Raw genomic sequence first — 25,831 nt, 5'->3', positions numbered from 1 at the left:
CGCTCCCCGGGTCACAGGACAGCCACGGGGGAAACCGGGCTGCCGACCCCGCCCACGATCGGCAGCGGTGACAGAACGAAGAGGAAGCACGCCTGCCCAGCCTTGCACAGGGGGTCGAGGGCCATCAACTCCGCGAAGTAGACGCCACAACCGCGGATGAGCGCCAGGTGCAGCGGCACCTGGCACCCTGGGTCGGTGGAAGGAAACACTTCCACGCCGGGATTGTCGGCTCCCACCAGCGCGATCCGCCTCTCGGCGAGCCAGGAGCCGCATGTACGGTCCAGACCGGGCCAGCTCGTCCCGTCGGCCTCACCGCGCAACGCGGCGGAGAGCCACCCGGTGCGGACCAGCAGAGCGTCCCCCGGGGCCAGTTCGACGTCGGCACGGGCCAGCAGATCGGCCAGCTCCTCTGGCCCGACGGGGTCATCGACGGACCTCACGCCGCCGGGCGCCGTATCCACGACGACACCACGGGTGACGATCGGCGGCATCTTGTCGATCCCCAGGTGCCGTGCGCCGCGGCTGGTCACGCTGTCAGCGGTGTATCCGTTGTACATGCGCCCCTCGCACCACACGTGACTGAGCGCATCGACATGGGTGGAACCGTGGGTCGGCATCGTGACCACGTCGTCGGCAAACCCGAAGCCGCCGCGCTCCGGCAGGCCGGCCGCGTAATCGCTTCCGCTGCGCAGCATGAAGTGTGCGGGGGGTGTGCGACCGACGAGACCAAAACCACGCCCGTTGCGAATGGGCGTAGCAAGGGGGATCACGGTTCCCGAAGTCGCGGCGTCAAGGCCTCGTCTTGTCGCCTGCGACCCGATCTCGTTGGCCGCACCGATCTCGTCGTCGGGCCCCCAGCGGCCCCAGTGATCGTCTGCCGCGGGGTTCTCTCGCACATTGCTCACACTCGCATGGTGCCCTCCCGCAGAGACGGTAGTCAACATGGGTGTTGACAAATTTACTGTGCTTGCGCCTACGCTCGGTCATCCTGGTCGGTTTCAGAAGGGCCGATACGGGTTGGAGGCGGCCGGTGGCCGGGCTCCAGCACGACAACGGGTGCGTACGCGACTGCGATGAGGGCCATGACTACCACTGCTGTTGCCGAGACCGGGCTCGACCTGGTGATTCAAGGCCGGTACGAGCTGGCGGACGGCGTCATCTGCCTGCTGCTGGGGCGCAGGGACGGCACCGCGCTTCCCGCCTGGCAGCCTGGCGCCCACATCGATGTGATCCTCCCGTCCGGCCGGGTGCGCCAGTATTCCCTCACAGGTGATGGCGACGATCCCCGGATATGGGAGATCGCGGTTCTGCGGGAGTCGGCCGGGCGGGGTGGATCCGAGGAGATCTCCCAGCAGCTCGACGTGGGATCCGCCATTTCGGTCGGCGGCCCGCGTAATCACTTCGTTCTCGACCCGGCGGCGCGATATCGGTTCGTCGCCGGTGGCATCGGGATCACGCCCATCCGTGCCATGTTGCCCGTGGTGGAGTCTCTTGGCGCAAAGTGGCAGCTGCTGTACGGCGGCCGGTCCGCCGGCACGATGGCGTACGCGAGCGAGCTGCAGGAGCGCTACGGCGACCGGGTCCTTGTCAGACCCCAGGACAAGTTCGGACTTTTGGACCTGGATGGGTTCCTCGGCAACCCGGCGGCTGACACGCTGATTTACTGCTGTGGCCCCAGCCCTCTGTTGGCGGCGGTGGAACACCAGGCGCAGGCCTGGCCGGCGGGAAGCCTGCGCGTGGAGAGGTTTGCCCCGGTCCAGCGCGATCCGGACGCTCAGGACAGTGAGTTCGAGGTCGAATTGGCGCAGACCGGCGTGACGGTTGTCGTGCCTGCGGACCGCTCCATCCTCAGTGTTGCCGAGGAGGCGGGTGCTTTCGTGACTGCCGGCTGCGAGGAAGGCACCTGCGGCTCGTGTGAAACGCCTGTGCTGTCAGGTCTGGTTGACCATCGCGACTCCGTTCTGACGGCCGAGCAACGTGCGCACGGCAACACGATGATGATCTGCGTGTCCCGCTGTCGGGGAAACCGACTCGTTCTCGACGTCTGACCGGCGGCGCCGGTGTCGGTGGCCCCATGAGTGCCGTCAACACACATGTTGACTGCGGGTTGAGTGGATGCCAGGATGCTCACATGTTGAGTTCACTGATGAGCGTCACGGTGGACGGGGTCAGTGCGCGAACCACACCGGTCGACACCAGCCGATCCCTGTCTGAAGTGATCTTCGACGTCGTCAGCGACGCCCTCGCCGATGCGGGGTGCACCATGGGCGACATTGATGGCATCGTCATCGCCGGCCACGACTTGATCGACGGCCGCGGGCTGTCCAGCATGATCACAGGCCCCGCCGCCGGGGCGTACCTGCGGGACGAGATCCGGGTCTCGGACGACGCCCTGGTGGCCGTGTCGATAGGGGCCGCGCGGGTGCAGGCGGGTGAGGCATCCAAGGTCGTGGTCGCTTCCTGGGGGCGTGCCAGCGAGGGAGATCCAGAACGAGCCTCGCGTGTATCGTTCGATCCGTTCACCGAACAACCCTTGGGGATATCGGACGGGATCGTTTCCTCGCTCCGCGCTTCCGCATATCTACAGCGGTACAGCGCCACGTCACGGCTGGCGGCAATAGCGGCGCGGCAGCGCAGGGCAAGGACGGGGACGCTGCTGGATCAGGTACGGGCGCCCGACCCGGTATACCCACTCCGTTCCGCTGAACTCGCTGTCACTGCCGATGTGGCCGCGGCCATCGTGCTCGGCTCGGCCGGCGGCCCGCGCATCACCGGTACGGGGCATGGGACGGAGGCCTCCCGGCTGGGCGACCGTGACCTTGCCACACCGGTCGGTGCTCAGGCTGCGGCCCGGGCTGCCTTTGAGCAAGCAGGCCGGAATCCGTGGGAGGTTCGCGTTGCCGAGTTGGCCGGGCCCACCCTCTTTGAGGAGATCATGCTCCTTGAGGCCGCCGGCCTGGCCGAGGCGGGTGAGGGCCTGGACGCCTACGCGGCCAACGACTGGATCAATCCGTCCGGAGGATCCGCATCAGGTGACTGTTACCCCTGCAGCGGGCTTCTCCGCCTTGTCCACGCCGTCCATCAACTCCGTGGGGACGCCGGGCCCAGACAGCTGGCGCCCCGGCCGACCGTGGCCCTGGTGGCGGCCGGCTCCGCCGTCGCGTCGCAGACGACGACGGCCCTGATCATCGAGGCCGAATGACTGACGCACTGGGCATCATCGGGATTGGGCAGACGCCCTACCGCAGGCGCCATCCGGACCTGTCAGCCGGTGAGCTGGTCAGAGTGGCGGTGACCGAAGCGCTGACGGACGCGCGCATCGAACCCGACGCCATCGACTGCGTCATCGGCGCGGTTGCCCCCGATGCGCTGAGCGGGGTCGCCGACATCGACAAGGCTGCGATCAGCTTGCCCGGCAAGCCATACCTTCACGTCCACACCGGTGGGGCGTCCGGGGCGTCGGCACTGCTGGCTGCCAAGACGATGATCAATGCAGGCCGCGCTGACGTCGTCCTCGTCGTGGCCCTCGAACGCATGGGCCAGGCCACAACAGCCCAAAGCGTCTTCAACACCATCTTCGACCCCATCTATGAGAAGGACTTCGTCCTCACCACCATCACGATGGCTGCGCTGCGCGCAACGATGCTCATGAAGCGGTACGGCTTCACAGGCGCCCACTGGGCCGGGATCGCCTCCCGGAACTTCACCCAGGCGACCCTGAACCCCCTGGTGGTCGGTGCCAAGGCGCGCAGTGTCCAGGACGTACTCGACTCGCCGGTCCTCGCGTGGCCGATCCATCTCTACGAAGCCTGCCCGATGTCCGAGGGCGCTTGCGCCGTGGTTGTGGCACGTGGGGACCTGGCCCGGTCACGGTCAACAGCCTGGATCCACGGGACGGCAGGTTTCAGCGACACCTATGCCATGGGCGACCGGATGAACCGGCCTGAGGGGAGTCTCATCGAGATGGTGCCACTGCGCCGAGCCGCCGAGCAGGCGTACCGGGAGGCGGGGGTCACGGACCCGGCAGCACAGATCGACGTTCTGGAACTCCAAGCGCCCTTCGCCATCATCGAGGCGATGGCGTATCCGGCCCTTGGCCTGTGCCCTCTTGAAGGGAACCTCGACTTCGTCGAACGCGCCATTACGGGCGATATCCCGTTGTCGATCAACCCATCTGGCGGTGCCCAGGCCGCGAACCCTGTGTCGGCCACCGCACTGGTCCGCATCGCTGAGGCCGCGCTCCAAGTGCGTGGGCTCGCCGGGCAGCGTCAGGTGGACGGGGCTCGCCTCGCGCTCGCAACGGGCCAGGGAGGCGCCACTCAGTTCTCAACCGTCTGCGTTCTAGGAAGCGAGACACCATGAGCGACGACCTTCTGGTCCTGCCCGGCAACTGGAACTTCGACTACCAGTACTTTGCGGGGGAGACCGCGAGCCGCTTCTTTGCGGAACTTCGCGACAACAAGAGGATCTTGGGGCGACGCTGCCCGTCATGCGCCCGCCTGCTCGTGCCCGCCCGCTCGTACTGCGACGCCTGTTACGTCGAGACCGGCGGCTGGGAACCGGTGGGGCTTCAGGGCACGATCGAGGCATTCGCCATCATTCAGACCCAGTTTCCGGGGCTCCCGGAGCCTCCCCTGGCCATCGCCTTCGTCACGCTCGACGGCGCCGACTCGGCCGTCTTGAACTTCGTCCGCGGCATCGACCTCACCGATACAGACGCCGCCGGCAGCTTCTTGTTCAAACAGAACCGCGTCGCCGTGGTGTTCGACGACGTACCCCGTGGCCGGATCACGGACTTCCACTTCCGGCCGATCTGACGCGTACGGCGCGCTCATGGCGCGCCGCGCGCCGCGGTGACTGCCTGTCGTTCAGTGGGCGACGAGCCCATTGAGGAGCGTTGTCGCGATGTGTTCGCCTACCTCGGCGCCGCTGAGGTCGCGACCCGGCCGAAACCACCGGTGCGTCCAGTTGACTGCGCCGATGACGGAATTCAGCGCGATGCGCGGATGGGCGATGGAGAAAACCCCCGAGTCCATGCCGTCTTTGAGGACCCTCAGCAGGGCTTCATCGAACCTGTGTCCCAGCTGGACCATGGTACGTGCCCAGACCTCATCGAGAGTGTCGGTGCCGAGCCGGTTCATGTCCTCTTGGATGTATACGAACATGTATGGGTAGTGGTCCTCGTACTTCTGGACCGTTGTCACAACGAGCTTGCGCAGACGCGCCACGGGGTCGGTTTCCTCGGCGGCGACGGCCTCCGCCGATACGACGACCTCTTCGACGGCCCGTTGCGTGACCAGCTGGAACAACTCGTTCTTGCTGGCCACGTAATAGTAGAGTGAGGCCCGGTCGGTGCCGAGCTTGGCGGCTACGTCGCGCAGACTGGAGGCTTCCAGGCCCCGCTCACGAAAGACCTCCGCTCCCGCCGCTATGATCTCATTGCGACGCTGGGTGTAGCTCTCTCCACCGTCGCGCAAAGCAGCTGTACGCCGCTTACCAATACCACTCCGTGTCATTGGCGCAGTCTATCCACCCGCAGCCGGGTGGGTGTCTGACTGGTGCCATCGAACTCGCAGCGGTGGTCGGCGTCGCCGGCACGAACGACCCCTATGTGTTCGAAGAGGGCGAGTGACGCCGCAGCTCGGCGACCGCCTTCTCGACATCGAGCTCAGGGGCCAGTCGTGCAGCACCCTGTAGTGCACCCACCAGGAGTTCGACGAGCGCCTCGACCAGTGACTCGATGGCGTAGGAGTGGCCGGCCTGCAGCAGGCTGACAGTCAGCTGGTCCGAAGCGTCGCCGAACGACCTCCACATCAGACGCAGCGCAGGATGGTCGGCATCCAGGTCCAGGATCTTGCAGGCCCAGGCGATGGTGTCCCACCTCGTGAGCTCGAAGGGGTCCGACGCGTCATGTCCGACAGTGTTGCGGGCGAGGATTACGTTGATCGCGAGGTCTTTGTTTTCGGTGAGATGCATGAGGTGCTGGCGCAGGACTTGGCGCAGTTGTAGGCCGGGTTCTGCCGTTGGATCAGTATCGTGCGCGGCCTCAAGGCGACGGGTGGCCTCCGCGAGTGCCTCTAGGTAGATGCCCCTCTTGTTCCGGAAGTAGTGGAAGAGCAGACCATTCGCGACACCGGCGGTGCTGGTGATCTCCGCAGCGGTGACCTCGTCGAAGGCACGGCGGGAAAAGTGGAACAAAGCAGCATCGAGCAGTTTGCGTCTGCTCTCCTCAGCCGAGGCCTGACGTACCGAGACCCGTGGGGCCGACGGCTCGGGCCTCTCCACGGTACCTCCTGGTCATCTGCGGTCACCTGTCACAGTCGACTATAGCTCCGGAGGAGCGACTTGCGGTCGGCTGCCGTACGACGCTCGCTGAGTCAGAACGTTCTACGGGCACCACGAAGCCCCGCGACGGAGTCGGCTGTGCAGCCGAAGTCGCGGGGCCGGCAGTGGCCGCCTCGACATGGAAGGCCATCGATCTTCTAGCTGGCAGCCCGACACTGCGTAGCCACCTCAGACACCTGCCTCAATGACCGGCGTCGAGGATGACGGGTGTCTGAAGGCCGTCGTTGCCACTACGGCTGGTCGAGCCCGTGCTCATATGGCGACATTCGAGGGTGCCGCCTGCGACACCACCGTCGCATCCCAGGTGTCTGCCGTGATCCCCTCTGCACGCAGCTTGTACTTCTCGACTCGCTGGGTCTGGGTCCTCGGAAGCGATTCGACGACCCGGATATAGCGCGGTAGCTGGAACGGAGCCATCCGCTCGCGGCAGAAATCCAGCAGCACAGTGGGTTCGAAGCCGGTGCCTTGCTCTGTCACGACGGTGATCATGATCTCTTCCTCTCCTAGTGGAGAGGGAACTCCGTACGCAGCACAGTCAGCCACCAACGGATGTTTGAGGACGACGGACTCGACGTCCCAGCTCGACACCATCTCCCCTCGTCGGCGCATCGCGTCCTTCTTGCGGTCGACGTAGAAGAGGTACCCGTCCTCGTCGAGGTAGCCGAGATCGCCGGTGTGGAACCAGCTGTTGCGTGTTGCCTCAACCGTTGTCTTCGGCTGGCCGAAGTACTCCAGCATCATTGTGTTGGCGATCTTCGGACGGGTGGCAATCTCACCGACCGTCCCGGCAGGAACGAGATCGTCGTTGTCATCGACAATCGCGACCTCGGCACTTGCACTGGCCTGCCCACCCGATCCTCGCAGATGGGCGGGCGCCGGGGTGTTCGCGTAAGGGAAGAGTGTCGGCAGCCCGTTTTCGGTCATCCCGTAGGCGTAGACGATCCGCACCCCGAAACGTTCCTCCCACTGCTCCCAGATCTCCAGCGGCACCGGGACCCCGAAGGCGACCCGGGCCTTGTGCTTCCGGTCCAACTCAGAAGGCGGCTGGTTCCAGAGTATTTGCGGGATGCTACCGATGATGTTGAACGAGGTGGCGCCGGTATCAATGATCCGTCGCCAGAAGCCGGACGCAGTGAACGTCGCATCCATGGCCATCGTCGCGCCGGTTGTCCAAGCCGAAAGCACCGAATAGTTCTGTGCGTTGATATGGAACAACGGCAGACATGAGTACAAGGTGTCGGAGGTGTCGTACTCCAGGTTGATGGCCATCTGATGTGAAGCGGCGATGTACTGGCCGTGTGGCAGCAGGCAACCCTTGGCCGGACCTGTGGTCCCGGAAGTGTAGAGGATGGTCGCGGGATCCTTGCTGCGCAGGTCAAGCACTGGTGGCCGGATGGACGGGCGGTCGAGGAACTCCCGGATATCGGTGTGCCCGGTGCCATGGCCGGTCCTGCCACCGGCTTCACGCACCACGACGCGTCGCACATGGGCGAGTTCCCTCAGTACGGTCTGCAACTGAGGCAACAGATCGGCGTCAACGACCACGAGGGCTGCCCGGGAGTCATTGAGAACGTGGACCAGGCCGTCACCGCGCAGCGCGACGTTGACCGGCACGATCATCGCCCCGATCTTGATGGCGCCGAACCATACGGCCAGCCAGTCGGGAGAGTTCCGCATCATGATCGCCACAGCGTCGCCGCGCCCGATTCCGTCCGCGATCAGGCCCTGAGCAGCACGATCAGCAAGGGAGTCGATCTCGCCGTACGACAGGTCCATGCTGCCGAACCGCAGGAACGTGGCGTCTGCGTACCGCTCGGCCCTGTCTTCCACGAGTCGACGCAGATCTCCGTCGGCATCGACGAGCCGACGGAGATCTGACGTGCTGAGGTGAGCCATCGTGACCCTCTCTGTTCAGTCCCGGGACAGGACAGTGACAACGGAGATGCCGACGGAATAGCCGCCGACGTTGTGCTGGAGTGCTTTGCCGTTGCGCAGCGAGACCTGCCGGGCGCCTGCCTGCTCTCGCAACTGGTCGAAGAGCTCGACGATTTGAGCCACGCCCGTAGCCCCGACAGGGTGTCCCTTCGCGAGCAGACCGCCACTGGGATTCACCGGGATCCGTCCGTGCAGGGTCGTCTCACCGGACTCAATGAGTTTCCCGCCGGCGCCTTCCGCGCAGAGGCCGAGATCTTCGTAGGTCATGATCTCGGTACCGGTGAAGCAGTCGTGCAACTCGACTGCGTCGAGGTCCCGTGCGGTCACCCCGGCCATCTCATACGCGCGTGAGGAAGCCAACCGGGTGCAGTCCCAGCCGGTCATGCGGGTCTTCTCGTGGTAATAGAGTCCTTCGGTGGCGAGTCCCACACCGGCGATGTAGACGGGGGAGTCGGTGAACCGGTGTGCGATATCCGCCCGGCACAGCACCACCGCCGCGGCGCCATCGGATTGCGGGCAGCAGTCCAGCACGTTGAACGGAGTACACACCAGGGGGCTGTTCAGGACGTCGTCGACGGTGATGGACCCTTGACGCTGGGCATGGGAGTTCAGTGCGGCGTTGTCCCAAGCCTTGACCGCAACCATCGCGAGCTGCTCGCGAGTCGTGCCGTATTCGTGCATGTGCCGGGCTGTCTGCGGAGCGAAGATCGTCGCCGCGGTGTTCGCATAGGACAGGATGGGATGGCCTACCCGCCCGCTCTCAAGCAGGCTCTCCTTGGGGGGCCGTTCGCGCAGCTTCTCGGCACCGACGACCACGACGATGTCGTGCATGCCCGACGCCACGGCCATCGCGCCGATCCGGACGGAGTCGCTGCCGCTCGGGCACCCGTTCTCGATCCGGCTCACCGGGAGCCCTGGGAGTCCGATGGCGTTGGCCAGGGTCGCGCCGGAGGGGATCTCGTTCCCGCCCAGGCTGCCCATCACGTTGGCGAAGAAGCCGGCGTCGATATCCGTCGGATCGATTCCCTTGTCGACGCTGGCGAGTGCCGACCGGTATGCGGCCGCCGAGAGCTGCTCAAGCCCGTGGGCGAAGTGCTCGCCGAACGGTGTCATTCCCGCCCCGACGATGGCTACCTTGTTCCTCACGCGACATCCCTCGACTCTGTTGTGGCTCCCGCGGATTCCGCACCGCATGCGGTGCGTGGCAGGACGAACTTCATGGCGTAGACGGGGGCGCCGCCATGGTCGGTGAATCGGCGCAACCGGAGGTCGACACGCGCCCCGATACTGACCACGTCCGGGCTCATGCCGGATGTCGGCGCCCAGTACCGTGAGCCGTCGTCCATCTCTGCGAGGACGAGGATCATGTCGCTGCCGAAACCTGTCGGGAGGAACCGGTTGACGACGAAGGTATAGACACTGCCGGTCCGACTCAGTTGGACCGGCGTGAATCGGTAGCCATGGCACGCCGGGCAGACCGTGCGCTGTGAAGGCGGGAAGACCACGTGGCCGCAACGGCCGCAGCGGCCACCCTCATACCGAAGCAGCTCACGCGCGGACCGCTGGAAGAACGGTGAGCTGCCTGGCAGGGAGAGGGGCGGCGATGCGTGGACATCGATCGGCTCAGGCAGCTCCGGAATCTCTCCCGGGAGGTCCCGGACAAGGAGAGGAGCGCCCGCCTCAATCTCGACGCCGACTGCGACAGCTCGGCTCGCTGTCGTCGCGACGACGGTGGGAGCCGCCGACTCCGTCGTAGCGGCTCCGACCACAAGGATGGCCAGAAGCGGGCCGGCCACGCCACGATCGGGGAGGACGGTGCAGAGGCCGTTTCCGAAGGCAGCGGAAACCGCTGCTGCGGCCACACCGGTCACGGCGGCGGGCGGTGGCGCCTCTGCTCCGTCGAGCGCAGCCACAGCAGAGCGAGCATGATGTGTGACGCATTGTTCGATGTAGCGGCTGTCCCCGGGATGCCGGCCACCGTTGCCGTCAACCCAGTTGCCGTACACGACGTCTCCACTGCTGCGCTGTGTCGCCGGCCGCAATGAGGGCGTGTCGCATCCTGCCACCATCAGGGCCACGGACCCTGCCGAGACCCGCTCGCCGTCTCCGGGTTCCGTTGCGACGACTAGGACCGAGCGCACGCGGCCGGCCCGGACCGCATCGGTGGCCGCAGCCAGTGCCGCCAGCCCGGCCAGCGAGTCTCCCGCGCTGACCGAGACGGGGACACCCGCATCGAGCCCGATCGCCTCGCGGACGATCTCGACCTGCGGGCCGTTGATCAGTTCGGGACGGGGAAGAGCCAGATGAAGCTCGTCAACGGGGCCCTCGTACCGGGCGAGGCAGTCGTCTGCAGCCTCTATCGCCAGGGTGACGGCATCCTCATCACCATTGGCGACAAGGATCCGGCGGCGGCCACGCCGGACTGAGAAGGGTGGCGCATAACTTCCTGCCGCAACCACAGCAGGTCGGGACGGAGCGGGCACGATCAGCTCATTTCTGTGGCGGGGCGGCTGTGATGCGGCACTCCCGTTCGGACAATCGGATCGGTTTGCGCCGCGCACGTTGAGCGGAGGCGCGGACGGTCTGTAGCGGCGGACTGGCTGGTCCACGGGCGGGTGCTGTCGTGCATGTGTTCCAGCCCTACCGAGAACGGATCCATGGCGGGCGAACCGGGCGTGGCCGCCAATTCCTCAGGACGGTAACGACGCACGGCATTGCCGTCAACAGTAGCGTTGATCGCCTTGTCGAGAGCCTGCAGGCGCGTGGAAATTTCATTGAGTGCCGCTCATTGACTTCCGCTCAACGCCACTTTAACGTCATCGCTCAGCTGGCTACGTAAGCCGCGTCACAGTGGGCGCCGCTGCTCCGGTGATCCTCAAACCAACGACATGAGGACGAAGATGACTGCCACTCCGAAGTTCGCGCACATCGTGCTGCAGACCAACCGGGTCGCCGAGATGCGCGACTGGTACAGGACTGTCCTGGGCGCCGACATCGTGTACGAGAACCCGGGCATGTGCTTCCTGACCTTTGATGAGGAGCACCATCGGATCGCGCTCGTCGGGGCGCCGGCCGAGCCATGGGTCGAGCGGACCCCGTTCACGGTCGGGCTCCAGCACAGCGCGTTCACCTTCCCCACCCTGGAAGCGTTGCTTGAGAAGTTCGAGGACCTCCGCGCAGCGGGGATCGAGCCACGGGTACCCATCCAGCACGGGGTGACCACCTCGCTCTACTACCGTGACCCCGACGGGAACACGGTGGAGCTGCAGATCGACAACTTCGCCCGGCCCGAGGACGCGACCGCATACATGACCGGGGTCGAATACGCGGCGGACCCCGTCGGTCCCTCGTTCGACCCGCAGAAGATGGTCGAGGCCTTGCAGTCAGGTGCCTCCGTCGAGGAGCTGACGACCCGCAGCTGGGCCGCTGAATCCGGTTCCCCCTACTCGGACCCGATGGCCCGGCTGTTTGCGCCTGCGTGACCGGCAACTGCCCAGTGCAATCTGAATAGTTGAGGAGCGACACCTCGTGCGCGTGGTGAGTGGTGAGGGCCGTCTCGCAGTAGTCGTCGACGGCCGGGTCGTGGACGTAGAGCGTGTCAGCCGCGGGCGTTTCGACGCGGATCCCCAAGCCGTCTATACAAGATGGGAGGAATTCGTAGCGTGGGCCGCGGAGGAGCCCGGCCTGCAACCCCATGAGGCTTCTGGTCCTGCACTGGACGAGACCGAGCTGGCCGCGCCCGTTCCGGAACCCCGACAGATCTTTGCCATCGGCCTCAACTACCAAGACCACGCCGCCGAGGGCGGCCTCGACGCCCCTGAGGCGACGCCGATGGTCTTCACCAAGTTTCCGACATCGGTCGCCGGCCCGTACGACGAGATCCCCCTGCCCGCTGGGGCGGTCGACTACGAGGCGGAACTCGTGGCCGTCATCGGCAAGAGGGCCGAACGTGTCTCGGCCGACCATGCCTGGTGCCACGTCGCCGGGCTGACCATCGGGCAAGATCTGTCCGAGCGGGAGCTGCAGACGGGCCCGCCCCATCCTCCGCAGTTCAGCCTGGCGAAGTCGTTCCCCAAGTTCTCGCCCATCGGACCGGCCGTGGTGACCCTGGACGAGTTCGAGGACCCCTCCGACCTTGAGATCGGATGCCGCCTCAACGGTGAGCAGCTGCAAAAGGCGCGGACCCGTGAAATGATCTTCTCGGTCCCGCGGATCATCGCCTACCTCTCCTCCGTGCTCCCCCTCTTGCCGGGGGACCTGATTTTCACCGGAACCCCGGCCGGAGTCGGTTTCACTCGCACCCCGAAGCGCCTTATCGCGCCTGGCGACGAACTGCTGACCTATGTCGAGGGAATCGGCTCGATGAAGCATCGCTTCTATGCCGGCCCTGGCCGTTGATTGCTCTGTCGCTCCCGTTGAGCGGCCTACCTACCCCCGAAACCACCTGAACCGCTGCGGTCGAACTCAACGTGGAGTTGACGTATGTCGGAAGACATTGACGTGCCTGTCCTGATCATCGGCGGCGGAGGCTGCGGGCTCTCCAGCTCGATCTTCCTCTCCGACCACGGGGTCGATCACCTGCTGGTAGAACGCCACCGGTCGACTTCACACCTGCCGAAGGCCCATTATCTGAACCAGCGGACCATGGAGATCTTTCGGCAGCACAACCTGGCCGACGATGTGTATACGGTCGGTACGCCGATGGAGCATCTCGGCATGGTCAAGATGGTGACGACACTGGGCGGTGACGGCCCCCTCGACGGCCGCACCCTCCAGGAAATGGATTCCTTCGGTGGCGGATCCCTTACGGAGACGTACGTCCGTGACGGTCCCGGACCGTCCACGAACTATCCTCAGATCCGGCTGGAGCCGTTGCTGCGACGTCATGCCGAGAGCCGTCGACCCGGCAGAATCCGCTTTCACCACGAGTTGGTGGCTCTCGTCCAGGACGACGACCGAGTCCTCGCGACCATCCGTAACCGCGACGATGACCAGACCTACACGGTGCGTGCGCGGTATCTGATCGCGGCAGACGGCGGCAAGACCGTGGGCCCCATGTCTGGGGTGACTCTGGAGGGCCCCACCGGTCTCGCTGACATGGTCAACCTGCACTTCAGTGCAGACCTGTCACTCTGGTGGGATGACCGGGCGGTGATCACATTCTTCAACAACCCCTCGGGTGGCTCGACATGGGGTGCCGGGGCAATGGCACAGATGGGGCCGACGTGGGGCAAACACTCCGAGGAATGGAGTATCACCTTCGGGTTCCGTCCTGACGACCCGGAGAAGTTCGACGAGATCACCATCATTCCGAAGATCCGGGACCTGCTGAAGGTGCCCGATCTCGATATCACCCCGATCAACCTGAGCCATTGGATTGTCGAGGGTGTGATCGCCGACCGCTACCGGGTAGGCCGAATCCTGTTCGCTGGAGATGCTGCTCATCGTCATCCGCCGACCACTGGCCTTGGCCTGAACACCGCCATCCAAGATGCCCATAACCTCGCCTGGAAACTTGCTGCTGTACTCGACGGGCGGGCAGAAGAGACGCTGCTTGACAGCTACGAGGCCGAGCGCAAGCCAGTGGCCGCCCGCAATGTCGAATGGGCGATGTTCACCTTCGGCAACCACGCCGTCGTCGATGCCGGGTTCGGACTTCCGCCCGGAGCACCGTCCGAGATGCGCGAGCAGGCTTACGCCGCGTTCTTCTCTGCCTCCCCACACGGGGACACCCTGCGGGCCCGCTTCAAGGAGGTCGCCGACACCCAGCGAACGGAGTTCCAGGCCCACGACATCGAGCTCGGGTTCAATTACGAGGCGGGGGCGCTGGTGCCGGACGGTTCCGAGGCGCCGCCCCGTGACCCGATGGGACTCGTCTACCAGCCCACGACGCGGCCGGGCCACCGGCTTCCGCATGCTTGGTTGGCCCACGGTGGGCAACTTCTGTCCACGCACGACCTCGTCGGCGCCCAGGGCGGATTCGTCCTCCTGACCGGGCCGTCCGGCGCGTCCGTTTGGGAGACGGCAGCGTCCCAGGCTACTGCCAAGTTCGGCACCCCGATCACAGCAGTAGTGATTGGAGAGGGCACCGCATACACCGACCCTGACCGTGCATGGCACGGGCTGCGGGAGGTCGCCGACGACGGCGCGATCCTTGTGCGGCCGGACAATCACGTGGCCTGGCGTGCGCTGGACAGCGCAGACGCCGAAGGCGACGCGCTGGCATCCGCGCTCAAGTCGATTCTGCGCTGCTGAGGGGCCGCACCGAGGAGGCCCGCGCCTCAGCGACCCGCGCGTCGCGGGCACCCTGTATACCGCCGTCGAAACCTCGCCTGTCAGAACGCGGCAAGCCGCCAGAGCCCTTTCCCGTGGGCTGAGAACTGCGGCGTGCTCACACCAAGAACGGCATCCACGGCGGCCTCTGCCAGGGGCGGAAAGCGTCCGCCGGCACTGGAAGATCGCTCCTCCGCCTGGCTCGCCGGGCGGAGGGGCGATCGAGTTCCGATCGGCGCTGCCGGCCCCCGAAGCCGAAATCGGGCTCACGGCTCAGAATCAAGCGGAATGTCAGAAATGTGAGAGACGAGGAGGCACATATGCCCACCCAGGACAGCTCGAACTCTGTGCGTGCACTGGAGGTTCTGCGAGCCGGTGACACGGACGCGGCGCGATTCCTGCAGTTCTTCACCGACGACTCGGTGTTCCAGATGGGCAACAACGACGCCATAGTCGGGCGCTCTGCGATTGCGAAGTGGGTGGGCGGTTATCTGGGTACGGTGCTCGGTGTCCGGCACAGGGTCGTCGAGATCTGGGAGCGTGACGATACGATTGCGGTCCGTGTCGAGGTCACGTACACGATGGGAAACGGCGAAGTCATCATCCTGCCCGCCATGACGCGGATGCGTTTTTTCGGCGAGCATCTAGCCGAATACCACATCTACATGGACCCCTCCCCGGTTGTCGCCGCAGCGCTTCCCGCTGGCGCCTCGTCCACGTGAGATGAAGCCATGGAGCACTCGTTGGGAAACTCAACGATTCTCCCGTTGGGAACTGGAGCAAATGTGACTGTCGCGAGTGTCATCGTGGTTGTTGTACTTGTCCTGGGGCTTGTTGCCTCCGCTGGAGGCAAGCTGACCAAACAGAACCTGCAGATGGAAGTCCTGCGCACGGTTGGAGTACCGGAAGGGCGCGTGCCGTACCTTGCAGTGCTTGAGCTAGCGGGTGCGGCAGGACTGTTGGTCGGCTTCGCCGTTCCTGTACTCGGAATAGCCGCAGCGATCTGCGTTGTGCTGTACTTCGTCGGCGCGGTCGCAGCCCACCTGCGTGTTGGTGACCGAGACCTCACCGCATCCGGCGGCATGCTCGGGCTGAGCATCGCGGCCCTCGTACTCAGTGCTCTCACCATGTGATCACTCTGATACAGGGCAGGAGACACTTCACGCTGCCCACGCCACGCTTGACGAAAGACATAAGGCACCCTGCCGGCCACCATCACCACCACAAGGAAGGACGTCGACATGACCACGTCCGCCCCGCCGAACACTCGCCTAGGGCAGCCGTCGACCGCCCAGAAGGTGGTAGAGCGCGTGAACGCGCTCGTGCCAGCCTTGCGCAGCCGGGCCCGCGAGACCGAGCAGCTCAAGCACATGCACCCCGACAACCTTGAGGACCTCACCCAGGCCGGGGTGTTCAAGCTGACCCTGCCGAAGTCGCACGGCGGCTACGAGGCCGGCCCCCGCGAGATGACCGAGGTGCTCGCCCAGATCGCACGGGGGTGTGCGTCCACGAGCTGGATATGCTCGATCATCTCCGCGTCCAACCTGTGGCTTGCGCTGCTCCCCGACGAGAGCGCTAACGAGATCCTCGCGACGCCGGATCTGCGCTGTACGGGGCTGATCGCCCCCACGGGGAAGGCGCGCTCGGTCGACGGCGGCGTTCGGCTCAGCGGCACCTTCATGTGGAACACCGGTGGTATCCACAGTCAGTACCTCTGGTTGGTGGGGATGCTCGGCACCGACGGGAGCCCGTCCCCGATCGCGTGCCTCGTTCCGACCGAGGAGGTCGAACTCTTCCAGACCTGGGATGCATCCGGCATGTCCGGAACGGCCACCAACAAGGTCGTCGCTGAGGACGTCTTCATCCCGCAGGAGCGGGTCGTCTCCGTTGCCACCCTGGCAACGGGCCAGTTTCCGCAGCGTCAGTTCTCCGGGAACCCGTACTACAACCGGTCGATGGTGCAGGTGTTCCTCGTGATGTCCGCACCCACCATGCTCGGCATGGCCCGGGGCGCCATGGACGTCTATCTGGAGAAGCTGCCGAGCCGCGGCATCACGTACAGCACCTACTCCAAGGCGGGCGAGGCTGCGCTGACCCACCACCAGGTCGCCACGGCGCAGCTGCACCTTGATACGGCGGAGCTGATGATGCGCGCTCTCGAAGACCTGCTCCTCAGCTCCTGGAACAAGGAGGCCTCGCTGGCGGACCGGATCAAGACCCGCGCGTGGCTCGGGCACATCGCGCGCAATGCGAAGGCGTGCGTCAACACCTTGTTCGAGGCCAGTGGGGGCTCTGCCATCCAGCATGCCTCGGACATCCAGCGCTACTTCCGCGACGCGAACTCGCTCAATCTGCACGCGCTGATTCAGCCCACCAGCTCCGACGAGCTCTACGGCCGACACCTGTGCGGCCTGGAGCCCAACACCACCCTCGTCTGACCACCCGGCGGGATGCGCACGCGTTCCGCAGATGCAGCCGGCATCATCTGAAGAGGAAGGGACGACAGTGACGACGACCGACCGGCCACCGATGACGGGTACATCGCTCGGACCGTCCGCCTTCCGCGCCGCCACGCGCCGCCTGCCCACGACCGTCGTCGTGGCCGGCGGGCTCCGCGACGGTTCCCCGGTCGGCATGCTGGTCGGGACGTTCACCAGCGTGTCGCTCGACCCGCTGCTGGTGGGTTTCCTCGGCGACCGGGGGTCCTCGACGCTTCCCTTGCTCTTGGAGCTGGAGCACATGTCGTTCTCCGTGCTCGACCAGGACGACATCGAGGCCGCCAACCGATTCCGCAAGCCCCTCGACGAACGCTTCGCCGACTTGGCATGGTCGGTGTCTGCCCACGGCACGCCGGTGATCGAAACCGCGGTGATGACCTTCCACACCACGGTCCACTCCGTCATCCCAGCCGGTGATCATCAGCTGGTTCTCGGCGAGGTGATTGCCATCGAGCAGCGCCACCCCGCGCGCCGCCCACTGGTCTTTGCCGAGGGACGCATGACACGCCTGGATCCGATGCACGTGGTCGGCGCGTATGTGTGGGAGCTGGGATGGGAGTGACCGGCCCGGGCGCGGCCGATCTCGGGGTTTGCCGCTCGAACGGGAGTTCCGGGTCACCCGCCGTTTCGGCGTCGACGGCAGCCTGACCCGCGGAACCTACCGGCTGCTGACCGCCCTGCTGACGACCGCCTGCATCCGCAGGGTCTCCCGGCGCGGCGTTCCGCAGCACTCAACCCGCCTCCATCCGCATATCTCACACAGCACGGGATACGGCCGCCGCTCCTGGCCCATCGGGGACTTCGCCGACGTTCACCCCGACGAACCGAAGTCAGCAGCGTTGCCGAGGAGAGTGGAGCCGTCAGCCGGGCTGGTCGGACAGGGCCTTGCCCGGCTGACGGCGTTTGGGGAGCCACGCATGGGTGCGGGCTGTATGTCGCTTCGGTAGGTAGCGGGGGAGATGCTGGAGGCATTGATGGTCAGCGGGGGCCGGTGGACATGGGGTCTCCTGGTTTCTGAGACCTTCAGTCGATTTCAGTCGACGAGGTCCAGTGCAGCCTCCACCACGCTGTCGGTATCGATGCGGTGGTAGCGATAGACATCGTCGAGTTCGCCGGACTGGCCGAAGCGGCTGACGCCAAGGGGAGCGATGGGCACGTTGTTGATTGCGGCCAGGAAGGCCAAGGTGTGCGGGTGGCCGTCCACCAGAGTGACCAATGGCACCGCCCGGTCGGCCGGAAAGACCTGGTCCAGGATCCAGCCGGGAGCCTCCTCGTGACTGCACCTACTCTGCAGGGCACGGAAAAGCAGATCCGGGCTGGTTACGCAGATCACGTCGGCCGGAAGGCCCAGTGCACCGAGGCGCTCGGCAGCGGCCAGGGCCTCGGGGACCATGGCGCCCATAACCGCGATGGCCACTGCCGGCCGCTCGGCCCGTCGCAATGTGTAGGCACCGGCGACTACCTGCCGACGACGTCGCTCCCGGGCTGCCGGATCGGCTGGTACGACAGCCAGGTTCTGGTCCACCGGACGGGTGGAGAGCCGTAGATACGCTGAACTGCCGTTGCTATGACCCAGGTTGCCCAAGGCTGCCAGCAGGCACCACTCGGTGTCGATCGCGAAGGCGGGCTCGTAGGAGACGCAGCCCGGTTGTTCAATGCCGAGAGACGGCGTTGTGATCGACTGGTGGGCTCCGCCCTCCGGGGCGAGGGATACCCCGGATGGGGTGCCTACCAGGATGGACTGACCTCCCGCGTAGATTCCGAATGACCAGGGTTCCAAGGCCCGGTTCACAAACGGGTCGTAGACGACCCCGATCGGCAACAGCGGTTGTCCCCATCGGCTCCAGGTGGCGCCCAATTCGCCGAGTAGGCCGACCAGGTTGGTCTCGGCTATGCCCAGTTCCAGGTGTTGTCCGTCGGGCTTCTCACGCCAATGAAGGATCGTCTCGGCGTCGTCGGCGAACCAGTTCGTGCGCTCGGTCTGTGACCAGATCCCGGCCTTGTTCAGCCAGCCGCCGAGGTTCGTGGAGGAGCTGACGTCAGGGCTGACGGTGACCACTCGGGCTGCGGCCTGGGGCGCCTGCCGGGACAGGTCGAGCAACAGTCGTCCTAGGGCCTGCTGTGTGTTACCAGTGCCGGTCGGGGTGCGTCCAATATCTGAAGGGACTTGGGGTGGCTCCGCCGTCGCGTAACTGGGCCGTCGCAGCCGCTCAGCTGCCGCTGCGCACAGTGCTGCCTCTGCTGAGTCGCCGGCGAATCCGGCCCAAGGATCATCGAGGTCCGCTCCCAAGCGGACTGCAAGCTCGCTCATTTGATGGGCAGTCAGCAGGGATGAGTGATTCTGTGGGTGGCCCTCCGTGGGCAGGCCGTAACCCTTCACTGTATAGGCGAAAATTACGGTGGGGCGGGAGTCATCAACGCTGTCGTAGGCATCTAGCAGCGCTCCCAGGTCGTGTCCGCCCAGGTTGCGCATGGCGGCCTGCAGGGTGGCGTCGTCCAGCTCTGCGATCAGATGAGAGATGGGATCCGCCGCCGAGCCGATGCCGGGCAGTCGTTCACGCAGTTGCTCTGGTGTACAGCGCAGCAGTCGCTGGTACTCCGGGTTACTCATGGCGTCCAAACGTCCCCGGAGAAGGTCCCCGCCGGGGCGGGCGAACAACTCCTCCAGCAACTCGCCGTACTTGAGCGTGAGCACCTGCCAGCCCGCCGCGGTGAACATGCCCTGAAGACGATCGGCTGCCATTCCTGGCACCACACGGTCCAGCGACTGGCGGTTGAGGTCGACGATCCAGACAACTTCTCCGAGGTCAGCAACCGTCGGGTCCTGGACTGCTTCCCAGATCGCGCCCTCGTCGAGTTCGGCGTCGCCGAGCAGTGAGTACTGCCGTCCCCGACCCACACCGCCGAAGTGCTCATCGACATAGCGCCGGGCGATGGCACCCCAGACAGGGGCGGTCGCGCCGATGCCCACCGAGCCGGTGGAGTAGTCCACCGGGTCGGGATCCTTCGACCGGCTGGGGTAGCTCTGCAGGCCACCGAAGGACCGTAGTGTCGTCAGGTATGACGCGTCCAAGTCGCCCAGTAGGTAATTGATGGCATGGAGTACGGGTGAGGCGTGCGGCTTGACTGACACTCGGTCGTCCGCGGTGAGTTCATGGAACCACAGCGCTGTCATGATCGATGCCATCGACGCACTGGACGCCTGGTGACCACCCACCTTCAGCCGGGACGCGTTGGGACGTACCCGGTTGGCGTGGTCGATGATCGCTGTCGAGAGCCAGAGAACCCTGCGCTCGACGTCACGAAGGGTCTTCAGGGTGTCCTGCCGCGAGCCGTTCCTGGTCTTCGCTACCGTCGAGACTGCGTCGCTGATCATGTGTGATACCTCCGCCGCCAAGCACACATATGTGCTCCCCGGTTCTTCGCTTTGTGCTGCATGAGTGGACATGGATGCATCTGCCGCAGCCTGCGGCACGGCGACTCCCGCTCACCGCTGGTGGAACCGGACGTCAAGCTCTCGCAGTCCGCGGGAGACGAGTGTTCGGTTGTACGTCAGTTCCTGCGTGAGCACCTCGATCGAGGCGAACTCCCGCGAAAGGTAGGTGAGTGCTTCTTGGGCTTCGAGCCGGGCCAGCGGTCCGCCGAGGCAAGTGTGAATGCCCTGACCGAACCCCAGATGCTTGTTGGGCCAGCGCGCCGGGTCGAACCGTTCCGGGTTCTCGAAGAATGCCGGGTCGTGGTTGGCGGCGTGCTGGACGAGTAGGACCCGGTCGTTGCGCTGGATGCGCTTGCCGCCCATCTCGAACGGCTCGGTTGCCCAGCGCGCCAGCGCCTTGATGGGGCCGTCGTACCGCAGGACCTCCTCCACAGCGGTGCGTGCCAGGCGGGGGTCTTCGCTCATTCGGTGCCATGTGTCGGGGAACCGGTGGAACAGGACGGTCGCGTTGCTCAGCAGGTTCATGGTGGTTTCATGGCCGGCGAACACCATGAGTACCGCGTTGGCGATTATCTCTTCCTCGGTAAACCTATCTCCGTCAACGTCTGCGTTGACCATAGCGCTGATGAGGTCGTCCTTGGGCTCTACGGCACGCGCCCGGACAATCGGTCGGATGAGGTCGACGAGGTTGTTCATGGCCTTTTCCGCGGTCACGAAGCGGTCGGGGTTGTCGCCGGCCACGAAGACGACCGCCCCAAGGTGTTCCGACCACTCGCGTACTTGCTGGCGGGCTTCCGCGGGGACGCCGAGGTACTCCGCAATGACGATGACGGGCAGAGTGAAGGCGAACTCGGCGAGGAAGTTCACCCGGTCGCGCTCTCGCAGCGGCTCCGCCAGTGAATGCACCAGCTCGCGGACGCGCGGGCGCAGCACCTCCACGCTGCGAGGCGTGAAAGCCACGTTGACAAGGGAACGCAGATGCGTGTGATAGGGCCGGTCGCTCGTGAACATCCACTTGCTCATGAACTCGATGAGCTGGGTGTATTTGGTCTTCGACTCCAGGATGTCCTCAGCGAAAGGACCGGCGAAGCGGTCGGACGACAGCTGCTCGTGGTTGCGGAACCCTGCGGCAACGTCCGAGTGGCGGGTGACGATCCATCCGTTCCACCTCTGGTTCCAGAAGACGGGGCCCTCGTCCCGCACGCGGTTGAAGTATGTCGTCGGGTCGTTGACGGCCTCGTCGCTGAGGAGGTCAACGAGGGATGCCTGCCGGGCCGCCACAGCACTGTCCCCGCCATCCGTCGTCGTCATCGTCCGCTCTCCCTCTGTTGGTCGGGTCCGTTCGCTGTGTTTTGGCGTTGCCTGGACCTCCTCGCGTGGCCAGGCTCTGACAATCCTCCGGTCGCCACTTCATGTTGTCAACACAAACGTTGATTCCTTTGGTACAGCTCAGCGAACGGCTCGGTGGACTTTGGGCCCCCGGGCAGTGCGCGTGATGAGTGGCCGGCGGGTCGCGCTATCGCGGCGGCAGCCGCAGGGCACCGTCCATACGGACGGTCTCACCGTTGAGGTAGCCGTGATCTATGATCATCTCCACGAGGCGGGCGAACTCTGCAGCCTCCCCGAGGCGCTGGGGAAACGGGACTGACGCTGCGAGTGCGTCCTTCATGCCACGTGAGAATGCCGCGAACATCGGTGTCTCCATGATGCCCGGGGCGATCGTGCACACCCGAATCCCGTGCTGGGCCAGGTCGCGAGCCGCCGGCAGGGTCATGCCGACAATGCCACCCTTGGATGCCGCGTAGGCAACCTGGCCCATCTGGCCGTCGAACGCGGCAATGGAAGCGGTATTGACTATGACGCCTCGGGATCCGTCGTCCGTGGCGGTATTGCCGGCCATGGCCTCGGAGGCGTAGAGCAGCACGTGGAAGGTGCCGATCAGGTTGACGGCCAACGTGCGCGCGAATAGCTCGGGGTCGTGAGGGCCCTTACGGCCGAGGATGCGCATCGACGGCGCGGTGCCGGCACAGTTGACGGCGACCCGTAGGGGGAGCCGGTGCTCAGCGGCGGACGCCGCTGCGACGGCAATGGATGACCGGACCTCTTCGGCCACTCGGACGTCGGTTGGAAGATACTCCACGCCAGGAGGGCGTTCCGCCGCCTCGATGGCGGGTGTCAGGTCGAGCGCGAAGACGGCATGCCCGCGGGCCGACAGGGCCCTAGCGGTTGCGGCCCCCAGGCCGGAGGCGCCTCCTGTGACCACTGCTGTGGCTTTGTGACCCTGCATCGGGACTCCCGGACGGCTTTGATCTCAGTGTGTGCGCCAAGACTGGCGTCCATCCGCAAGGGTTGTCAACGCATGCGTTGACAACCATGCGAAGGCGGCTCTGTAATGGGTGTTCTCCACACCGAGTTGGCCGGATTGACAAGAAGGGTTCTCATGGGCGGGGTCGACACAAAGAAGGCAGCGCACACGACAAACGAGGCGGACACCGGAGGCATCGAAGGGATCTTCGAGGCATGGCTCACCCGCTTCGGTGAGGCCCTTGAACGCCAGGACACAGCCGAGGTCGTGGGTTTCTTCGCCGAGGACGGGTTCTGGAAGGACATCCTGTCGTTCACCTGGGGCTATCGCACCTTTGGAGGGAAGGACGACATCTCCGCGGCCCTGGAGGCGACCCTGAGCCAGACGCGCCCCTCCCGGCTGCGTCCCGCCGCCAACAGGACGAAGCCCAGGGTCGTGCGCCGCTCGGCGCGGTCGGTGATCGAAGCGTATTTCGACTTCGACACACCAATCGGGCAAGGAACCGGCTTCGTCCGGTTGCTGCACGATGCCGACCGGCCTGACGACCCGGCAGTCTGGATCTTGCTGACGACATTGCAGCAGCTGCACGGTTTCGAGGAGCGGATCGGGGACCTCCGCCCGACGGGAGAACAGTATTCCCGCAGCTTCGCCGGCGACAACTGGCTCGATGAGCGCCGCAGGTCGGCGTCCTGCGTTGATGGTGCGCCCGATGTCCTGATCGTGGGCGCGGGACAGGGGGGCCTGGCCCTGGCCGCACGGCTTGGGCAGGTGGGCGTCCGCACCCTCGTCGTGGAGAAGAACGGGCGCATCGGGGACAACTGGCGTAACCGGTACCACTCACTCACGTTGCACAACGAGGTCTGGGCCAACAACTTGCCGTACCTGCCGTTCCCGTCCACCTGGCCCACCTTCGTGCCCAAGGACAAGCTGGCGGGGTGGCTTGAGGGATATGCCGAATTCATGGAGCTCGACGTCTGGACCTCCACGGAGTTCGTCGAGGCGGATTACGACACGACGGCGAAACGGTGGACTGCCAGAGTGCGAGGGCAGGACGGCACGATCCAGGAACTGCGTCCGACGCATCTGGTGCTCGCCTCCGGCGGCACCAGTGGCATTCCCCACCGGCCCGACCTCCCCGGCCTGGACGACTTCCGCGGAACGGTGATGCACTCCAGTGAGTTCACCAGCGGCCTGGACTTCACCGGCCGGAAGGCGCTCGTCATCGGGACAGGCAACAGCGGCCACGACGTTGCCCAGGATCTGTACAGTAATGGGGCCGACGTGACGATCATGCAGCGCAAGCCGACATGCGTCGTCAGCCTGGTGCCCAGCGGGACGATGGTCTACAGCGTCTACTCGGAAGGGCCGCCGGCCGACGACGTCGACCTCGTCACCGCCGCCATCCCGTTTCCCGTGCTGCAGAACACCTACCAGTGGCTCACCAAGAGGACGTGCGCACTGGACAAGGAACTCCTCGACGGTCTGCGCGAGCGTGGCTTTCAGCTGGAGTTCGGCCCCGATGACACCGGCTTCCACATGCTGTACCTGCGGCGCGGAGGCGGCTATTACATCAACGTCGGCTGCTCCGACATGATCATCTCCGGGGAGATCAAGCTCATCCATTCCCAGGACTACAACCGGTTTGTCGAGTCAGGCCTGAGGATGGGCAACGATGAGGTGTACGACTTCGACCTCGTCGTCATGGCGACCGGATACTCCAACCAGCAGGAGGGCATTCGGCGGATGCTCGGCGACGAGATCGCGGACAAGATCGGCCCGGTGTGGGGCTTCGACGAGAACTACATCATGCGCAACATGTGGCAGCGCACGGCCCAGGAGAACCTCTGGCTCATGGGCGGCTCACTGCTCGACTGCCGCCTGTACTCCCGTTTCCTCGCCCTGCTCATCAAGGCAGAGCTTGAGGGCATTGCACAGACCGAGGTGGGGCTGCCCTCGACGCGCTACGACGCCGACGGCACCCCCCGAGCCGCCCTCACATCATGACCCGCGCAAGCACAGCTGAGTGGACCAGGCCCGGCGCGTTTGAGGTCGCGCCGGGTATCCACCGGATACCTCTGCCCATGCCAGGTGACAGCCTCAAGGCAGTGAACGTCTACGCGATCGAAGACGACGATGGTGTCGCCCTGGTCGACGCCGGGTGGGCAGTCGCCGCAGCACGTGAGGCGCTGGACAAGAGCCTGGCGTCGATCGGCTACGCGCCGTCCGAGGTTACGCGGATCGTAGTGACCCACGCGCATATCGACCATTACACCCTGGCCGTGAGACTGCGGCAGCAGTTCGGCACCCAGGTGAATGTGGGACGTGGGGAGCGGGAGTCGCTGGAGTGGCTGGCTGGCAAGGGGCCGCGCCACCAGCGCCAGACGGCCCTGCTCGTTGCCGCCGGCGCCGCAGGGCTTGTGGGTGCCCTGCCTCAGCACGACGAGCGAACCGACCCGCGGGACGAGGGCTGGGAGCTGCCGGATGTCTGGCTGGGAGAGAGCCAGTTGAGGATCGGCAGACGCACACTGCAGGTGCTTGAGACGCCGGGACACACCAAGGGCCACATCATGCTGCTCTCGCCCGAGGAAGGCCTGCTCTTCACTGGCGATCAGATTCTGCCCCACATCACTCCGTCGATCGGCTTCGAGGCCGTTCCGCAACCACAGCCCCTGCTGTCGTTCCTCGACTCGCTTGCGCGCCTCCGTGTCCTTCCTGATCTGCGTGTGCTGCCCGCCCACGGACCCGACGAGGCGCGCACCCATGCCCGGATCGACGAACTCATACAACACCACGACGAGCGACTGGCTCGCACAAGCGCGATCGTCGAGCATCTCGGATCGGCCTCTACAGCAGCGGTCGCCGAACTGCTCACGTGGACCCGACGCGGGCGTCGATTCGATCAGTTGGATGACTTCAACCGCATGCTGGCGGTGGTAGAGACCCAAGCGCACTTGGCCTGCCTGGTGCACCGTGGAACTCTCACCATGGCGGGCGACGCGGTGTGGGAGTACCGCCCGGTCTGACCGGACGGTACCCAGA

General features: G+C 65.5%; 22 protein-coding genes. 13 read left to right on the top strand and 9 right to left on the bottom strand.

What is annotated here, in order from left to right:
* Positions 1-11 precede the first annotated feature (11 nt).
* The gene (locus ACFYTE_RS14380) at positions 12-905 is read right to left on the bottom strand and encodes a cyclase family protein (RefSeq protein ID WP_388709353.1); all 894 of its coding nucleotides are present in this window, start codon (positions 903-905) and stop codon (positions 12-14) included.
* Positions 906-1,082: 177 nt separating this feature from the next.
* Here ACFYTE_RS14380 and ACFYTE_RS14375 point away from each other — a divergent pair, with 177 nt between their 5' ends.
* The 4 genes from ACFYTE_RS14375 to ACFYTE_RS14360 all read left to right on the top strand — a co-directional run bounded on the left by ACFYTE_RS14375 (position 1,083) and on the right by ACFYTE_RS14360 (position 4,817).
* Positions 1,083-2,048, top strand: a complete 966-nt coding sequence (locus ACFYTE_RS14375; RefSeq protein WP_388709351.1) for a PDR/VanB family oxidoreductase — start codon at positions 1,083-1,085, stop codon at positions 2,046-2,048.
* An 83-nt stretch (positions 2,049-2,131) separates the two neighbouring features.
* Positions 2,132-3,202, top strand: a complete 1,071-nt coding sequence (locus ACFYTE_RS14370) for a hypothetical protein (RefSeq protein ID WP_388709349.1) — start codon at positions 2,132-2,134, stop codon at positions 3,200-3,202.
* Positions 3,199-4,362, top strand: a complete 1,164-nt coding sequence (locus ACFYTE_RS14365; protein WP_388709347.1) for a thiolase family protein — start codon at positions 3,199-3,201, stop codon at positions 4,360-4,362. The genes ACFYTE_RS14370 and ACFYTE_RS14365 overlap by 4 nt, the downstream gene beginning before the upstream one ends.
* Positions 4,359-4,817 carry a Zn-ribbon domain-containing OB-fold protein gene (locus ACFYTE_RS14360; RefSeq protein WP_388709345.1) on the top strand — a complete coding sequence of 153 codons (459 nt, stop codon included), beginning with the start codon at positions 4,359-4,361 and terminating at the stop codon, positions 4,815-4,817. Before ACFYTE_RS14365 ends, ACFYTE_RS14360 begins: the two co-directional genes overlap by 4 nt.
* Before the next feature lie 51 nt (positions 4,818-4,868).
* On the opposite strand, the gene ACFYTE_RS14355 is transcribed toward ACFYTE_RS14360, so the two are convergent.
* The 5 genes from ACFYTE_RS14355 to ACFYTE_RS14335 form a co-directional block, all read right to left on the bottom strand.
* Positions 4,869-5,516 (bottom strand): TetR/AcrR family transcriptional regulator, encoded by a 648-nt coding sequence (locus ACFYTE_RS14355; protein ID WP_388709343.1) that lies wholly within the window; start codon positions 5,514-5,516, stop codon positions 4,869-4,871.
* A 91-nt stretch (positions 5,517-5,607) separates the two neighbouring features.
* On the bottom strand, positions 5,608-6,285 hold the full coding sequence (locus ACFYTE_RS14350) for a TetR/AcrR family transcriptional regulator (protein WP_388709341.1): 678 nt from the start codon (positions 6,283-6,285) through the stop codon (positions 5,608-5,610).
* A 312-nt stretch (positions 6,286-6,597) separates the two neighbouring features.
* Entirely contained in the window at positions 6,598-8,241 is a 1,644-nt protein-coding gene (locus ACFYTE_RS14345; protein ID WP_388709339.1) for an AMP-binding protein, read from the bottom strand.
* A gap of 15 nt (positions 8,242-8,256) precedes the next feature.
* Positions 8,257-9,426, bottom strand: a complete 1,170-nt coding sequence (locus ACFYTE_RS14340; protein WP_388709337.1) for a thiolase family protein — start codon at positions 9,424-9,426, stop codon at positions 8,257-8,259.
* Complete coding sequence (locus ACFYTE_RS14335; protein ID WP_388709335.1) at positions 9,423-10,763, bottom strand: hypothetical protein; 1,341 nt, start codon at positions 10,761-10,763, stop codon at positions 9,423-9,425. The genes ACFYTE_RS14340 and ACFYTE_RS14335 overlap by 4 nt, the downstream gene beginning before the upstream one ends.
* Positions 10,764-11,180: 417 nt before the next feature.
* Here ACFYTE_RS14335 and ACFYTE_RS14330 point away from each other — a divergent pair, with 417 nt between their 5' ends.
* The 7 genes from ACFYTE_RS14330 (at position 11,181) to ACFYTE_RS14300 (ending at position 17,613) form a co-directional block, all read left to right on the top strand.
* Positions 11,181-11,762 (top strand): VOC family protein, encoded by a 582-nt coding sequence (locus ACFYTE_RS14330; protein WP_388709333.1) that lies wholly within the window; start codon positions 11,181-11,183, stop codon positions 11,760-11,762.
* A gap of 46 nt (positions 11,763-11,808) precedes the next feature.
* A complete protein-coding gene (locus tag ACFYTE_RS14325; protein ID WP_388709331.1) occupies positions 11,809-12,678 on the top strand; it encodes a fumarylacetoacetate hydrolase family protein in 870 nt (289 codons plus the stop codon).
* Positions 12,679-12,762: 84 nt separating this feature from the next.
* Complete coding sequence (locus tag ACFYTE_RS14320) at positions 12,763-14,535, top strand: FAD-dependent monooxygenase (protein WP_388709329.1); 1,773 nt, start codon at positions 12,763-12,765, stop codon at positions 14,533-14,535.
* A gap of 338 nt (positions 14,536-14,873) precedes the next feature.
* Positions 14,874-15,275, top strand: a complete 402-nt coding sequence (locus ACFYTE_RS14315; RefSeq protein ID WP_388709327.1) for a nuclear transport factor 2 family protein — start codon at positions 14,874-14,876, stop codon at positions 15,273-15,275.
* Positions 15,276-15,338: 63 nt separating this feature from the next.
* A complete protein-coding gene (locus ACFYTE_RS14310; protein ID WP_388709325.1) occupies positions 15,339-15,686 on the top strand; it encodes a DoxX family protein in 348 nt (115 codons plus the stop codon).
* 177 nt (positions 15,687-15,863) lie between these two features.
* Entirely contained in the window at positions 15,864-16,991 is a 1,128-nt protein-coding gene (locus ACFYTE_RS14305) for an acyl-CoA dehydrogenase family protein (RefSeq protein ID WP_388709323.1), read from the top strand.
* A gap of 67 nt (positions 16,992-17,058) precedes the next feature.
* A complete protein-coding gene (locus ACFYTE_RS14300) occupies positions 17,059-17,613 on the top strand; it encodes a flavin reductase family protein (protein WP_388709321.1) in 555 nt (184 codons plus the stop codon).
* Between the two features lie 471 nt (positions 17,614-18,084).
* Here ACFYTE_RS14300 and ACFYTE_RS14295 read toward each other — a convergent pair whose 3' ends face one another.
* The 3 genes from ACFYTE_RS14295 to ACFYTE_RS14285 form a co-directional block, all read right to left on the bottom strand.
* A complete protein-coding gene (locus ACFYTE_RS14295) occupies positions 18,085-20,427 on the bottom strand; it encodes a pyruvate dehydrogenase (protein WP_388709319.1) in 2,343 nt (780 codons plus the stop codon).
* 111 nt (positions 20,428-20,538) lie between these two features.
* On the bottom strand, positions 20,539-21,768 hold the full coding sequence (locus ACFYTE_RS14290) for a cytochrome P450 (protein ID WP_388709317.1): 1,230 nt from the start codon (positions 21,766-21,768) through the stop codon (positions 20,539-20,541).
* Positions 21,769-22,003: 235 nt separating this feature from the next.
* Positions 22,004-22,774 carry an SDR family NAD(P)-dependent oxidoreductase gene (locus ACFYTE_RS14285; RefSeq protein WP_388709315.1) on the bottom strand — a complete coding sequence of 257 codons (771 nt, stop codon included), beginning with the start codon at positions 22,772-22,774 and terminating at the stop codon, positions 22,004-22,006.
* A 153-nt stretch (positions 22,775-22,927) separates the two neighbouring features.
* On the opposite strand from ACFYTE_RS14285, the gene ACFYTE_RS14280 reads away from it, so the two are divergent.
* Both ACFYTE_RS14280 and ACFYTE_RS14275 read left to right on the top strand, forming a co-directional pair.
* Complete coding sequence (locus tag ACFYTE_RS14280) at positions 22,928-24,796, top strand: flavin-containing monooxygenase (RefSeq protein ID WP_388709313.1); 1,869 nt, start codon at positions 22,928-22,930, stop codon at positions 24,794-24,796.
* Positions 24,797-24,897: 101 nt separating this feature from the next.
* Positions 24,898-25,815 (top strand): MBL fold metallo-hydrolase, encoded by a 918-nt coding sequence (locus ACFYTE_RS14275; protein ID WP_388709311.1) that lies wholly within the window; start codon positions 24,898-24,900, stop codon positions 25,813-25,815.
* Positions 25,816-25,831: the final 16 nt, after the last annotated feature.

The sequence above is a fragment of the Streptomyces sp. NPDC004629 genome (assembly GCF_042873595.1).
GTDB lineage: Bacteria > Actinomycetota > Actinomycetes > Streptomycetales > Streptomycetaceae > Streptomyces.
This window is presented reverse-complemented; position numbering and strand designations above follow the sequence as displayed.